Annotated in this window: 17 protein-coding genes; 13 read left to right on the top strand and 4 right to left on the bottom strand. The window is 33.5% G+C overall.

Annotation, left to right across the window (positions count from 1 at the left end; genetic code table 11):
- Nucleotides 1–1,786, bottom strand: a 1,786-nt coding sequence (locus tag ACXJH6_RS00680; protein WP_456469838.1) for a valine--tRNA ligase, incomplete at its 3' end; no start/stop codon positions are given.
- 259 nt (nucleotides 1,787–2,045) lie between these two features.
- Between ACXJH6_RS00680 and fliW the strand changes: the two genes are divergently transcribed.
- Genes fliW through ACXJH6_RS00615 form a run of 13 tightly spaced genes read left to right on the top strand, consistent with a single transcriptional unit; the run spans nucleotide 2,046 to nucleotide 9,922 of the window.
- Nucleotides 2,046–2,426 (top strand): flagellar assembly protein FliW, encoded by a 381-nt coding sequence (gene fliW / locus ACXJH6_RS00675; RefSeq protein ID WP_456469837.1) that lies wholly within the window; start codon nucleotides 2,046–2,048, stop codon nucleotides 2,424–2,426.
- Nucleotides 2,416–3,159: a pyrroline-5-carboxylate reductase gene (gene proC, locus ACXJH6_RS00670; RefSeq protein ID WP_456469836.1), complete on the top strand. Its 744-nt coding sequence runs from the start codon at nucleotides 2,416–2,418 to the stop codon at nucleotides 3,157–3,159. The genes fliW and proC overlap by 11 nt, the downstream gene beginning before the upstream one ends.
- Nucleotides 3,137–3,454 (top strand): type II secretion system protein, encoded by a 318-nt coding sequence (locus ACXJH6_RS00665; protein WP_456469835.1) that lies wholly within the window; start codon nucleotides 3,137–3,139, stop codon nucleotides 3,452–3,454. The genes proC and ACXJH6_RS00665 overlap by 23 nt, the downstream gene beginning before the upstream one ends.
- Nucleotides 3,433–4,335 (top strand): type II secretion system protein, encoded by a 903-nt coding sequence (locus tag ACXJH6_RS00660; protein WP_456469834.1) that lies wholly within the window; start codon nucleotides 3,433–3,435, stop codon nucleotides 4,333–4,335. Before ACXJH6_RS00665 ends, ACXJH6_RS00660 begins: the two co-directional genes overlap by 22 nt.
- Nucleotides 4,332–4,733 (top strand): hypothetical protein, encoded by a 402-nt coding sequence (locus ACXJH6_RS00655; protein ID WP_456469833.1) that lies wholly within the window; start codon nucleotides 4,332–4,334, stop codon nucleotides 4,731–4,733. Before ACXJH6_RS00660 ends, ACXJH6_RS00655 begins: the two co-directional genes overlap by 4 nt.
- Nucleotides 4,734–4,779: 46 nt before the next feature.
- Nucleotides 4,780–5,280 carry a ribosome hibernation-promoting factor, HPF/YfiA family gene (gene hpf, locus ACXJH6_RS00650; RefSeq protein WP_456469832.1) on the top strand — a complete coding sequence of 167 codons (501 nt, stop codon included), beginning with the start codon at nucleotides 4,780–4,782 and terminating at the stop codon, nucleotides 5,278–5,280.
- 43 nt (nucleotides 5,281–5,323) lie between these two features.
- Entirely contained in the window at nucleotides 5,324–5,458 is a 135-nt protein-coding gene (rpmH, locus tag ACXJH6_RS00645) for a 50S ribosomal protein L34 (protein WP_007472994.1), read from the top strand.
- Entirely contained in the window at nucleotides 5,446–5,745 is a 300-nt protein-coding gene (gene rnpA, locus ACXJH6_RS00640; RefSeq protein WP_456469839.1) for a ribonuclease P protein component, read from the top strand. The genes rpmH and rnpA overlap by 13 nt, the downstream gene beginning before the upstream one ends.
- Nucleotides 5,711–6,037 (top strand): membrane protein insertion efficiency factor YidD, encoded by a 327-nt coding sequence (gene yidD / locus ACXJH6_RS00635; protein WP_456469831.1) that lies wholly within the window; start codon nucleotides 5,711–5,713, stop codon nucleotides 6,035–6,037. Before rnpA ends, yidD begins: the two co-directional genes overlap by 35 nt.
- The gene (yidC, locus tag ACXJH6_RS00630; RefSeq protein ID WP_456469830.1) at nucleotides 6,021–7,568 is read left to right on the top strand and encodes a membrane protein insertase YidC; all 1,548 of its coding nucleotides are present in this window, start codon (nucleotides 6,021–6,023) and stop codon (nucleotides 7,566–7,568) included. The genes yidD and yidC overlap by 17 nt, the downstream gene beginning before the upstream one ends.
- Nucleotides 7,565–8,215 (top strand): Jag N-terminal domain-containing protein, encoded by a 651-nt coding sequence (locus ACXJH6_RS00625; RefSeq protein ID WP_456469829.1) that lies wholly within the window; start codon nucleotides 7,565–7,567, stop codon nucleotides 8,213–8,215. The genes yidC and ACXJH6_RS00625 overlap by 4 nt, the downstream gene beginning before the upstream one ends.
- The gene (gene mnmE / locus ACXJH6_RS00620; RefSeq protein ID WP_456469828.1) at nucleotides 8,184–9,515 is read left to right on the top strand and encodes a tRNA uridine-5-carboxymethylaminomethyl(34) synthesis GTPase MnmE; all 1,332 of its coding nucleotides are present in this window, start codon (nucleotides 8,184–8,186) and stop codon (nucleotides 9,513–9,515) included. Before ACXJH6_RS00625 ends, mnmE begins: the two co-directional genes overlap by 32 nt.
- Before the next feature lie 14 nt (nucleotides 9,516–9,529).
- On the top strand, nucleotides 9,530–9,922 hold the full coding sequence (locus ACXJH6_RS00615) for a GatB/YqeY domain-containing protein (RefSeq protein WP_456469827.1): 393 nt from the start codon (nucleotides 9,530–9,532) through the stop codon (nucleotides 9,920–9,922).
- Here the strand turns inward: ACXJH6_RS00615 and ACXJH6_RS00610 are convergent.
- The 3 genes from ACXJH6_RS00610 to ACXJH6_RS00600 form a co-directional block, all read right to left on the bottom strand.
- Nucleotides 9,914–12,793, bottom strand: coding sequence for an NAD-glutamate dehydrogenase domain-containing protein (locus tag ACXJH6_RS00610; protein ID WP_456469826.1), 2,880 nt, complete (start codon nucleotides 12,791–12,793; stop codon nucleotides 9,914–9,916). The genes ACXJH6_RS00615 and ACXJH6_RS00610 overlap by 9 nt on opposite strands.
- Before the next feature lie 155 nt (nucleotides 12,794–12,948).
- Complete coding sequence (gene amrB / locus ACXJH6_RS00605) at nucleotides 12,949–13,740, bottom strand: AmmeMemoRadiSam system protein B (protein ID WP_456469825.1); 792 nt, start codon at nucleotides 13,738–13,740, stop codon at nucleotides 12,949–12,951.
- Nucleotides 13,737–14,302: radical SAM protein (locus ACXJH6_RS00600; RefSeq protein ID WP_456469824.1), on the bottom strand; the 566-nt coding region annotated here is incomplete at its 5' end. The genes ACXJH6_RS00600 and amrB, both read right to left, overlap by 4 nt.

Here is a 14,302-nt window from a genome sequence, read left to right as displayed (position 1 = left end):
CCTTAAAACTTTCCTGATGCATCGATAAAAATCTAGCAGCGTTGTAAAGTTTATTGGTAAAGTTTCTGCTTTCGATTATTTTTGCTTCGCTAAGCTTAATGTCTCTTCCCTGAACCGCAAGTATCGCCAGTGTAAATCTTAAAGCGTCGGCCGAATATTTTTCTATAATCTCAAGCGGGTCTATTACATTACCTTTGCTTTTGCTCATTTTTTGTCCGTGTTCGTCGCGAACTAATGCGTGAAGATAAACATCCCTAAACGGCACTTCTTTTAAAAAATGTTTGCCCATCATAAGCATTCTGGCTACCCAGAAAAACAGAATATCAAATCCTGTTATTAAAAGGTTGTTTGGATAAAATCTTTCAAGGTCTTCTGGCATCCATTTAATACCTTTGCCCCATTCGCCGTTTTCCCATCCAAGAGTAGAAAACGGCCAAAGAGCTGAACTAAACCACGTATCAAGAACATCCGGGTCTTGGTGGAAATTTTTAGAATGACATTTTGGGCACTCGTTTGGCTCATCCACGCTTACCCATTCATAACCGCATTCGTCGCAGTAATATACAGGAATCTGATGTCCCCACCAAAGCTGACGTGATATGCACCAATCCCTTAGCTCTCTCATCCATGCGTCGTAGTTGTTTTTCCATTGAGGAGGATGGAATTTTGTCTCACCTTTATTTACCGCTTCAATAGCGTCTTTTGCCACTTCTTTTTTCAAAAACCACTGGGTTGAAACATAAGGTTCGATTACGCTTTTACATCTGTAACAGTGACCTACCTGATGGATATGTTTTTCTCTTTTTTCTATAAATCCTTCACTTTCTAGTTTTTCTACAATTTTTGGTCTGGCTTTTAGTCTGTCAAGTCCGGCAAATTCACCGGCTTGTTCGTTTAAAATCCCTTTTTCGTCAAATACTTTTATAAGTTCTAAATTATGTCTTTTTCCGACTTCATAGTCGTTTGGGTCGTGAGCCGGGGTTACTTTAACAGCACCCGTACCAAACTCCATATCAACATATTCGTCGGCAATAATAGGAATTTCCCTGTTAATTAGCGGCAGGCGGACTTTTTTACCGATGAGGTGTTTGTATCTTGTGTCCAACGGATTTACCATAACGGCCGTATCGCCGAAATATGTTTCGGGTCTAGTGGTTGCCACTACGATATATTCGTTGCTCTCAACAATTGGATATTTAATATAAACAAGTTCTCCTTCATGTGTTTCGTATTCAACTTCGATATCGCTCAGTGCCCCGTCTTTTGGACACCAGTTTACCATATAGTCGCCTTTTACGATGTAGCCTTCGTCATACAGTTTTTTAAAAGCTACCCTTACAGCCCTTTGAAGCCCTTCATCCATGGTAAATCTCTCTCTACTCCAAGCAGGAGAGGCTCCAAGGCGTCTTAGCTGTTTTGTGATAGTACCGCCACTGAATTCTTTCCACTCCCATACTCTTTTTAAGAATTCTTCTCTTCCTATTTCCTCTTTTGTTTTGCCTTCGGCTAAAATCTGTTTTTCCACTACGTTTTGGGTGGCTATCCCTGCGTGGTCGGTCCCCGGTTGCCAAAGGGTGGCGTATCCGTCCATCCTTTTATATCTGACCATAATATCTTGAAGGGTAAAAGTTAAAGCGTGTCCGATATGAAGGCTTCCCGTAACGTTTGGTGGGGGCATCATAATACAGAAGTTTTTAGGTTTTGAATAGTCAACTTCAAAAAATTTATTTTTTTCCCATCTCTCATAAGTCGATTTTTCAAACTCTTTAGGATTATATTCTCTCACACAAAATCCTTTTTTGTTGCAATTATACAATAAATTAATTTGGTACTGACTAAATAAAGTGAAACGATTGCAAATTTTAATGTAATAAAAGCGTTAAAAAATGCACTTAAAGCGTAGCGGTTTGCACTTTTTAGCTTTTATGAAATGTTTAAAAATTTGCTCTCTTGTTGAACGTATTTAGTTAGTGTCATTAATTTATTATCTATAAGTTTTTTTATGCTATAATTTGGCTAACTATCTTTAATAAAGGATGATAATAATGAAATTTGAAGTTGTGCTTCCTGTTTTGGGGTTTGAAGATGAAAAAGAATTTGAACTTGAAGAGGTAAGTGATATTTTTTATAAATTAAAAGGTAAACGCGTAAATTTTACCCTTATTGACCCTTTTGCCCTTAGAGATTACGATTTTGAAATAAGCGATGAAGAGAGCGAAAAACTAAAACTTGACGAAAATAAAAAATTTCTTGTTTTAAACATAGTCACCTTAAACGAGCCTTTTTTGGAATCCACCGTTAATTTTGCCGCCCCTTTAATTTTTAATATGGATGATAAAGTAATGGGACAGGTAATTTTGGATAAAGGTCCTTACGGTCTTGCCGAACCTTTAAAAAATTTTGTAAAGGCTAAAAATGAAAATTAGCATTATAGGTTACGGGGCTATGGCAAGGGCTATAGCCGAAGGTTTAAAAGGGGATGTGGAATTTGAGGTGGTTGGAAGAGATGAGGAAAAATTAAAAAATTTTTCAAAAGAGTTTGGATGTCCTTATTATATTATAGACGGTTACGATATCAGCGGTAAAATCGTAATACTTGCCGTAAAGCCTTATGCGCTGCAGGAAGTTTCTATGAGAATAAAAGGGGAAGCCGATGTTTTGATTTCCATTTTGGCTGGAAAAGCGCTTTTTGAGCTTCAAAAATATATAAAATCAAAATATTATCTTCGGGCTATGCCAAATATCGCCGCTAAATATAAAGCTTCAACCACCGCTGTTACCGGAGATGAAGAGGCAAAAGAGATAGGCGAAAAAATTTTAAGTAAAATCGGTGAAGTTGTATGGGTAAACAACGACGACGAAATAGATATGGCGACTGCCATTATCGGAAGCGGTCCTGCGTTTTTGGCTATTATAGCCGAAGCCATAAGCGACGGAGGCGTTTATACCGGGCTTAAAAGGGATGTCAGCGAAAAACTCACAAAAGGTCTTTTTAAAAGTTTTGCTTCTCTTAAAGAAACATTTCCCGATATTAAAAACAGCGTTATGTCTCCAAAAGGCACTACCGCTGAGGGTGTAAAAACATTAGAAGAAGAAGGTGTTAGGGGTAAAATTTTAAATTCTATAGTAAAAACCTATGAAAAATCCAAAAAAATCTAAAGGCTTTACTCTTTTAGAACTTATTATCTCAATGCTTGTTATTGGAATATCGTTAACTTCTTTTCCTTTTTTTCTTCAGTTTCATATAAAAACAGCTTTTGACCCTGTTTTTAATGACGATTTGTTAAATTCTTTTGTGAAATTTTATGAAGAGACGAACATATCTAAAAAAACGTTTTATTCCCCGGAAAATAACGAAACTTATGAATTTGACGAAGTAAAAACAGGTAAAGTCTCTTTTTTAAGGGTTTTGGTTGAAAAGAGAGATTTTGTTTGTTTAGAAAACTCAGATTGAAATCGTTTACATTAATCGAAATACTTTTGAGCATGGTTATAGCCGGTATTTTGAGTTTTGTGTTTTTTGGAATTTTAACCGATGTTTATAAAGATTATTTTGATTCAAAAGAGATATCCTCGGCTTTGAGCGATATGGAACTTGCCCTTATGAAAATAGAAGCGAATTTAAAAAACCGTATAAAAAATTCAACCTCGGTTTTAAAAATCACCTCTTCAGAAATCGAGTTTGAAAAATTGGGAGATGATTTTAATAAAAGCGGATATACGGGGATTGAGTTTTTAAAAGAAGACGTCTGTGTTAAAAGGGGCATGTGGAAAGAGGAGATAAACAACACCTCGTTTGGATATTCGGGTCTTATAGATTTAAACCTTACCGAAAAAAACGGAAGCGTTTACAAGGTTTTTTTGCCTTTTAGCGATTTTGAGAGTGTAAAAGAAATAGCATCAAAAAGAGCGGAATTCTGGGGGCTTGAGAAGGAAATTTTTGAAAAAAATCACGAAGTTATTGTTTTTTCCGGTAAAAAAGGGGAGGGAGATATTGATGAAATAAAAATATTTAAAATTAAAAAAGTTGCTTTTAACGATATCACTCAAAACGACATACTGGAAATAGAAGCTTTAACACATGGCAAAGAGAGGATATACGAAAAGTTTTTTTTAGTAAACGGGGCATGGGCTTTGGTTTTTGAAGAGGGTAATTTAAGTTTTTATTTCAATTATTATCCATGGCTTGGGGAGAAGTTTAAAGACGGAAATAAAACGCTTCTTATTCATAATCTGAGTTTTTTTGATTTTTATGTTAAAAACGGAGTAATTGTTTTTAATATGTGTAAAAAGGTGTTAGATAAAACCGTTTGCAGAAAAAAAGCCGTGTTTTGAGAAAATCTTTTTTTCTTTTCTATGCGGTGGTTTTTTTGACCGTTATAGGGAGTCTTGGAGGACTTAGCCTGTTTTTTAAAGGAACTTCAAACTATTTTTCCTCTTATTTTTTATTAAATCAAAAAGCCGATTTACTTCTTAAAACGGCAAACGATTATGCGGTTTTTATTTTAAAAAATCATAATTACGAAAAAGGAGTTGTTAAAAAAATTAAATTTGAGTATGACGGATTTGAAATAAACATTATTTTAAAAACTTTTTTAAACGAGTTAAATAAGGATGGTATTTTTGTAAAAACTGGAGAAAGTAATCTTTCTGTTTTTGTTTTTACGGAGGTTAAGTGCCTAAATTCTCATTTTCATTTAAGAAAAACCTCTCTTACTCTTCAAAAACCTTGATATATAGTATATAATTGAAGTGTTTAATTTTAGTTAAAGGAGTCCTATGAATGTTACAATAGTTGGAAGGGGAGTCGCGTTGACAGACGCTATGAAAGACCATATTACAAAAGTGGTCGAAGAAGTGGAAAAATATAATCTTGGAATTATACACTCGGTAGTTGCAGTTGAAAAAGACAAAAGAGATTTTTTTACCGTTGAGATAATTATGAATATTCCTGAAAAAGGAACAGCTGTAGTCCATTACAGAGATAAAGATATGTATACGGCTTTGGATAAGGCTAAGGATAAACTTGAAAAACTTTTAAGAAGATATCATGACAGAAAAATAGACCATCATAAAAAAGACAGAATAGAAGAGCTTATAGTTGAAGAGACTCAGGATGAAATAGTTGAAATGCCTCTTGATATAGAAAAACCTGTAAGTGTTGAAGAAGCTATTGAAGAGTTCAAAAACTCGGGGCTTTATTTTATGGTGTTTAGAGACTTAAGCGGAGAAAAAAGAGTTATTTACAGAAGAAAAGACGGCAAATTAGGATTATACTGATTTTTTTGCTAAAATTCCGTCTAAAATTTTAAAGGAGACATAAATGAAAAGAACTTATCAGCCAAGCAAGATAAGAAGAAAAAGAACTCACGGATTTAGAGCAAGACTTAAAACTAAAAACGGTAGAAAAGTGCTTAAAAGAAGAAGAGCTAAAGGTAGAAAAAGATTAGCGGTTTAAGCTCGAATGAAATAAAATATCTTTATAAGAAAGGAAAAAAGGTTTATAGTAAATTTTTTACCTTTTTTTTCCTTCCTTCAGAAGAACTTAAAATAGCTGCGGTTGTATCTAAAAAAATTTCTAAAAAAGCTGTAATAAGGAATAAAATAAAAAGAAGAATAAAACACCTCTCAAGAGATTTTTTAAAAGAGGGAAGTTTTATCGTTATTCCTAAACAGGATATATCGCAGGTAAAATTCGAAGACTTGCAAAATGATTTTAAAAAAATTTGCGATAAAATTCGTTAAATTTTATAAATATTTTATAAGTCCGGCACTAGGGAGTAATTGCAGGTATTACCCTACATGCAGCTGTTATGCCCTGTGGGAATTTGAAAACGAAAATTTTTTTAAAGCGTTTATAAAAAGTGTTTTGAGAATTTTAAAATGTAACCAGCTTTTTAGGGGAGGAATAGATTATCCTGTGATATCTAAAAAAATAAATCCGTGTTACGGAAAAAAAATTGAAATAAAATATTGGTTAATTCCAAAAAACGACAAATTTATAGTGATAAAGGCGGAGAATGAACGGACAAGATAACTTAAGAAGAATTATAATAGCCACTGTCATATCTTTTATATTTTTCTTTGCATATGATTATTTCGTATTGCAGCCTCAAATGGAGGCGGCTTCTAAAACAGAAAAGATAAGCAATAAAGCCCCTGTAAAAGTAAAAAGGGAGTCTGAAAACACATCTGTTTCAAAAAATGAAAAGTCTTTTGAGGCGAAGACAGTTGCTGTTATAGAGGCTAAGAATTATGAAATAAAAATAGATTCTTTAGGAAGAATCAGCAGTTATATTTTAAAACAGAACAAATTTAATACAGACGGAAAACATTTAGAACTTATTTCTCCTAAACTGCCAAAACCTTTAGAGGTAAGATTTAAAAATGAGAATTTAAATAAAAAAGCTTTTAGCATTCCTGTTGAGGTGAGTGCTAAAAAAATTGTTTTAAACGGTGAAAAAAAAGAGCTTGTAATAACTCAAAATCTTAAAGAACTTGTTCTTAAAAAAATTATAACTTTTTATCCTAGCGGCAGATACGGTGTAAAAGTAGAACTCTCAAAACCTGCCGATTATTTTATTTCCCAGGGATACAGACCGGCGGCTGCTATAGACCAGCTGACTATCCATGGGGTTGTTATTAAAAAAAGCGACGATACTCTTGAAATTATAGAAGACGGGGATGCGGAACCGGAAACTATTAATAACGCTATTGTCGTAGCCGGTTTTGACAGATACTATACTACTCTTCTTTTTTCTAAAAAGCCTGTAAAGGCGGTGGTTGTTCCTGATGATGAAAAAAATCCGGTTACTTTTATAGAATCAACAGACAATATTTCTTTAATAGGATATATAGGACCTAAATATGTAGATACGTTAAGAAGTATAGACCCGGGACTTGTTGATGTCGTTCAATACGGTGTTGGTACGTTTTTTGCAAGAAACCTCTTTTTAGTCCTTGATTATCTGTATAAAATCTCAGGTAACTGGGGTGTGGCTATTATTCTCTTGGTTGTCCTTGTGAGACTTGTGCTTTTCCCTCTTACTTTCAAGGGAATGGTGAGTATGTACAAATTAAAAGAACTTGCACCTAAAATGAAAGAGATTCAGGAAAGATACAAAAAAGACCCTCAAAAACTTCAGATGCATATGATGAAGCTTTATAAAGAACATGGGGCTAATCCGCTTGGCGGATGTCTGCCTCTTTTACTTCAAATTCCTATCTTTTACGGAATTTACAAACTTTTATTATATTCTATAGAACTTAAAGGGGCTCATTTCCTATGGATTAAAGACTTAAGCGAAATGGACCCTTATTTTATTTTACCGGTACTGATGGGTGTTAGTATGTATATCCATCAAAAACTAACCCCTACCAATTTCCAAGACCCTATGCAGGAGAAAATATTTAAGTTCCTGCCTGTGATATTTACGGTAATGATGGCTACTTTCCCTGCAGGTTTGGTGCTTTATTGGACGGTTAACAATATTCTTTCCATTCTTCAACAATGGATTATAAATAAATTTATGGAAAGTAAAAAAGCCTTGACAAAGGTCAAAAAATGAGAATAGAAGCTAAAACCCTTGACGAGGCTTATTTAGAAGCGGCAAAAAGATTAAACTGTTCTGTAAAAGATATTAACGCAAAAATTATTCAACATCCCACAAAAGGAATTTTCGGGCTTTTTTCCAAACCTGCTATTATAGAAGTGGATGAGCACATTCAAAGAGATATAGACGACGTTATTCCTGAAATTAAAGAAGGTATTAAAAAGCTTTTTGAAAAAAGCTGTTTTGATGTGGACAGTTTTGAGGTTTCCAAATTTGATGAAGAAACCCTGTTTATTAAAATAGACGGTAAAGACGCCGCTCTTTTAATAGGAAAAGAAGGGTATAGATATAACGCTTTAAACCATATGCTTTATCACTGGATAAACCAAAAGTACGGTTTTAAGGTAAGGCTTGAAATTGCCGAATTTTTAAAAAATCAGGAAAAGATGTTAAGAACGTTTTTAGCTCCTTTTATAGAAAAAATAAAACAGAGAGGATACGGAAAAACAAAACCCTTTGACGGAATTTTGGCGTTTTTAGCCCTTGAGATTTTAAGGGAGGAGTTTCCGCAGAAATATGTTGCACTTAGAGAAAAAAACGGTGAAAAATACGTTGTAATCGGAGATAGACATGGAGACAATAGCGGCAATAGCGACGCCTAACGGTGTCGGTGCTATTTCGATAGTCAGAGTGAGCGGAGAGAGGGCTTTTGAAATAGCAAAAAAATTAACCAAAAAAGACAATTTTCCTCCAAGAGTAGCGAAACTTTGCAAAATTTATGATTTCAATAACGAACTTATCGATATTGCAATAGTAATATATTTTAAAGCGCCTCACTCTTTTACGGGCGAAGATATTGTCGAGTTTCAATGTCACGGCGGTGTTGTGGTCAGCCGTATGATTTTAGATGAGATATTAAAGCACGACGTAAGGTTGGCACTTCCGGGAGAGTTTAGCAAACGAGCGTTTTTAAACGGAAAAATAGACGCATCCCAGGCTGAGGCGATTGCCAAACTTATAGAGACACGTTCGCGCGAAGGGGCTAAGCTTCTTTCCCGTCAGCTTGAAGGTGATTTGGCTAAATTTGTTGAAGAGATTAGAGAAAAGCTTATAGAAATTATGGCTTACAGCGAGGTTTTTATCGATTATGCGGAAGAGGATTTACCCGAGAGTTTAGGGGGGGATATAGAAAAAAAATTAAATGCCGTAGAAGAGGTTTTATCCCATACGCTTGAAGTTTCAAAAAGAAGAGAGGGGATGCTTAGCGGATATAAAGTCGCTATTGTCGGAAAACCCAATGTAGGAAAAAGTTCTATTTTAAACGCTCTCTTAAACAGACAAAGAGCTATTGTCAGTGATATTGCCGGGACTACAAGAGATACTATAGAAGAGGATATTCAAATAGGCTCTCATCTTATAAGAATAATAGATACGGCGGGTATCAGGGCTGCTAAGGATGAAATAGAAAAAATCGGGGTTGAAAGAAGCAAAAAAGCCGTGGAAGAAGCCGATATCGTGATTGCAGTTTTTGACGCAAACGAATTTACCCAAGAAGACGAAGAGATATTAGAGCTGATTAAAAACGCAGATAAAGACGTTATAGTGGCGATTAATAAAATCGATAAAGGTATAAAAATAGACCTTGATAAGTTTAAAGATTTTAAAATAGTAAAAATATCGGCTAAAAGCGATATAAAACCTTTAATAAAAGCCCTTGAGGAACTGCTTGACAGTTACAGTGGAGAGGATGAGCATATTTTAATATCAACCCGTCAGATATCTGCTGTTGAGAAAGCACTAAATGCAATAAAAGAAGCAAGGGAATTTTTATCTACCGGCGAACTGGAGCTTTTCAGTTATCAGATTCAAGATGCCATAAAGGCCATAAGCGAAATTACAAAACCTTTTGAATATGATGAAATGCTTGATAAAATGTTTGGCAGTTTTTGTGTCGGAAAATAAACAAAGGAGGTAAAATGACAATACTTGAACTTAAAAAAATGATGATGAAAGCCAAAAAAGAGGATAAAACAAAAGCGAACGCTTTAATGATGTTGGTAGATACCGCTCAAAAAATCGCAAAAGAAAAAGGTGAGGAAGTAACCGAAAAACATATTCAAGAAGCTGCTAAAAAACTTGCAAAAATGGCAAAAGAATCAATTGAAGCGGGAATGGAAGAGGCTAAAAAAGAACTTGAAATTTATGAAAGTTTTCTTCCTAAAATGCTTAGCGAAGAGGAAACGACTAAAATCATTAAAGAAATAATCGACGAAATAGGCGGTAAAAATATGGGCGAAATTATGAAAAGGCTAAAACAAAGAGGCGATATTGATATGGCCCTTGCTAGTAGAATAATCAAATCACTTTAAAAGCTGGAGTATAAGGGAATTTGAAATATGAAGTATTTCTAAAAGGTCTTTTTTAGGTCTTTTTATTTCGTTAATAATATCTTCATATTTTTCTTCCTTTTGTTTGATAAAATTATTAAACGATTTTATTATGTTTTCTTCATTGAAATGTTTTGAATACAAAATTTCTTTTGCGAGATTTATTACAAAATATTCTATCATTTCTTCAGCTTCTTCTTTTAAGGATTTTTGAAGTTTTGTTGTAGGTTTGAAAGAATTTATTTCTTTTAACAGCATATTAATTTTAAATTTTGAGATTATAATTTTAAAAAGTTTGAAAATGGTTTTTAAAGAGTAATTTTTATGTCTCAGATGTAAAATGGCGGGTAAAAATTTGAAATATGTTTTTAGTTTTTTGTAATTATTTAGGTCTATTTTTTCTATTATTTCATTAAGTTCGGATTTATACACTAAAAATACAAACGGATTTATATTTGAGTTTTCTATGGATTTAACCAGCCATCTTGTTGCGAATTTAATTGTTTCCTGGATATCGCTTAAGAGTTCGTACTGTTTGTTTGCCGGTATCTTAAAATCTAACTCTTTTATTTCTTCAAACAGTTTTTTTGATTCTATAAGTTCCTGCACAATTAAAGATGCGATAATTTTATATTTAAACGATTTTTGGTGAAAATCGGCTAAGAAACCTATTCCAAGAGTATTAATGATTTCGTTTGTTATTTGAGTTGCTATTATTTCCTGTTTAAGAGGATGAGTATCCACGTTGTAGATTAAAAATTTTTTTGGAAAATATTCGTAAAGGAATTTATTAAAAAACTCATCTTCATGTAGATTTTGAAGAATGTATTTTTTTAAGAAAATTTTTGAGTAAAGCATTATAACCGCCGCTACGGGTCTTATAAGTTCTGAATCTTTATAAATTGTTTCTATTTCTGAATTTTTAGGCAGGTTATAGTAGTATCTTTTAAAATAATCCGTTTTTTCCAAAATTTCCAATATTTTAATAAGTTTTTCTTTATATACGTTTTTTGAATCAAGGGTTATGATAAGCGAATGGGCGTAATTATTTTCAAGAACTTTTTGTATTACGTCGTCTGTAAGTTCTTTTAATGTTTTAATTTTTTCTTTTTCTGTAATTTTTTTATTATCAACAAGGGTATTTAAAATTATTTTCATGTTTACTTCGTAATCGCTTATATTAACTCCCGCACTGTTGTCTATTGCGTCAAGGTTGATTTTTCCTCCGTTTAGGGCGTATTCATATCTTCCTTTCATCGTTAAAGCGAGATTTGCCCCCTCACATATGCAAAAAGCTTTGATTTCATTTGCATTTACTCTTATATTTTCGTTTTGTTTATCGCTTATATGAATGTTTAATTCGTCGCTTGCTTTTATATATGTTCCTATTCCTCCAAAATAGAGCATATCTACGGGAAGTTTTAAAAGTTCTTTGGCCAACTCTTCTCCTGAGAGATAATTTTTAGACGTTTGAATAAGTTTTTTAATTTCGGGTGAGAGTTTTATTTTTTTATCGCTTCTTTTAAATACACCCCCGCCTTTGCTTATTTTATTTTTATCGTAATATGCCCAGTTAAGTGAATTTTCAAACAGTCTTTTTCTTTCTTCATAAGCTGTTTTAGGGTCCGGGTTAGGGTCTATAAAAATTTCATTATGACTTATTGCCGCTATTAAAAGGAAATTTTTATTAATAAGCATTCCGTTTCCGAATACGTCCCCTCTCATGCTTCCCACACCGACTACGCTTAGTTTATCTTTGTATATATTTTTGTTTTTCTCAAGAAAAAACCTGTAAGCGCTTTTAATAGCCCCTTTGGCCGTAATACCGAGCTCTTTATGAGAATATCCGTTTTTACCCCCGCTGGCAAACGCGTCTTTTAAAAAATATCCCCGTTTTATCGCTATTTCATTTGCCGTATCGCTTAAAAGGGCGGTTCCCTTATCGGCGGCCACTACGAAGTAGAAGTCTTTATCGTCGTATTTTACTATATCAACATCGGGGATATCTATTAAATCTAAAAGAGCATCTATAAAAAGAGAATAATAATGTTTGATGTCGGGGCTTTCTTTTGAAATTATAAATCCGCCTTTTGCCCCGTCAGGAATAATAAAAGCGTTTTTTATAGCCTGGGTTTTCATTAAATCTTTAATTTCTTCCCTGAAATCGTCCCTGTTTGAATATCTTATACCGCCTCTGCTTATTTTGCTCATTCTTAAATGAATGCCGTTAAAATCATTATGATATACAAACATCTCTATATTAGGCTGAATTCCAAACAGAATGTTTTTAAAGTTTTGGGTGTGTATTTTAAAAGATATGGTTTCTTTATTTAAGAAATAGTTGGTTCTGACGATATTTTTTACTACAATATATAAAAAATCAAAAATTTTATGTTCTTTAGAATCGGTTATCTCTTTTAATTTTTCTTCAATAACCGCTTCTTTTGATAAATCTTTTTTTGAAAATTTGTCTTTAAAATATTTTATAATAAGAGCTGTTAGTTTTGGATGTTTTATAAAAGTTTCTATAATAGCGGCTTCTTCAAATTCAAAAAGCAGCTGTTTTTGGTATTTCAGCAGGGCTCTGGTTAAATTTATCTCTCTTAGTTTTAACCCTTCAAGGGAGAGATGATAAAGTTTGCAAAAAACAGGAATATCCCCGTTTAGTGCTCTTTGCATTATTTTTAGTACCTCTTTTTCGTTTGGAAGAGTGGAAATGTCTGTTTTTATTATGTAAGAGTCCTGTTTTTCTATGTCTGTTATAGGAATATTAAAATTTTCAAGAAGTTTTACTATTGAAGATATTTTGTAATCAATCGGTACTATAAATGAAGAATTTTTAAAAGAAATCATAATTTAAAACCTTTATTTTTCCAAAGGGAGAAAAAAAGAGAAAAAAATTATTTAGAGTATAAAACTCTTCTTCTTTTTCTCTTAAGTCTGAATTTCCCTCTTGGCATATGACACCTCCCGCTTTGGAGTAGTTGTAATTATATCATAAAATTTGATTATATAAAAACGGCGCTCATATATCCTACTACGTTTGACTCATCTCCGCTTACGTCGGCACTGGTTCTGTAATCTACTATAAACGGAGTAAGCCCCATTTCCCTAGCGGCTATAATCATTCCGGCTACGCCGATTTTTCCGCATGCTTCGCATTTTTCAAGATATGTCAAATCAAGATTTTGCACCGCTTCAAGACAGTTATAATCCAAAGCGTTTGCCGTTTTTAAATCGTAATAGTGGCTTAAATCTGTGGAAATCACCACTAAAGAACCTTCTTCAATAGCATATTCGATTATATCTTTTAATTTTTCGGGCTCATAATCCCCATATACAAGCTCTACTACCGGAATTTCTCCAAAATAATGATAAATAAAAGGCATCTGAACTTCTGTAGAGTGTTCCTGGTGTACCATTTCTAAATTTTGGACACCGAATTTTTCCATTAATTCGGTTGCAAATTTAGTGTCTATCGGCAAAAAACCGCATGGTGTTTCATAAACATCTTCTAAAGTAGTTGAAATTCCTTTAAATGGAAACCTGTGACTCGGTCCTATAACCACTACTCTTTTTGGTTTTGTGTTTGAGGCAATTCTGTATGCAAAATTTGCCGTAAATCCACTATACACCCATCCTGCGTGAGGAACGATAATAGCTTTTGGTTTTAAAGAAAAAATTTCCGCGGCTTTTTGAACATCCACGTTTTCGTCAATTATTTTATTAAAATGGGCTATATAGTTTTCAACGGCTTCACAACTGCCTCCGTACCATTCTTTTACCACTGCTTTTCTCATTTCCATACTCCTTCTATAATTTCGCCGCATTTAGGGCAGCGGCCTGTGCCGTCTTCTTCTATTTTTAAAATATTTTTTTCTACTCTGTAAATGCTTCTTATTATTAAATCTTCTCCGCATTTAGGGCATTTCGTAACTACAGGAGTTGCTACGTTTCCTAAATAAACATATTTTAACCCGGCTTTTTTTCCTATTTCGTATGCTTTTAGCATTGTTTCCATAGGAGTTGGGGGTTTATCCGTTACTTTATAATCGGGATGGAATCTTGTAATATGCCATGGAATCTCTTTTCTAACTCCGGCTATAAATTCTGCTATTTGAGTTAATTCTTCTTCACTGTCGTTATCTCCGGGTACTATAAGAGTCGTAATTTCCTGCCAAATTCCAACGTTATGCAGTCTTTGAATGGTATCTAAAACATCTTCAAGTTTTCCTTTTAAGACTTTTTTATAATATTCGGGTTTAAAGCTTTTTAAATCAACATTACAGGCATCAACCCAGTTTTTCATATCTTCTATTTCATAAACGCTTTCAAATCCGTTTGTAACAAAAACGTTTTTAA

Source organism: Caminibacter sp. (assembly GCF_053999135.1).
This window is presented reverse-complemented; position numbering and strand designations above follow the sequence as displayed.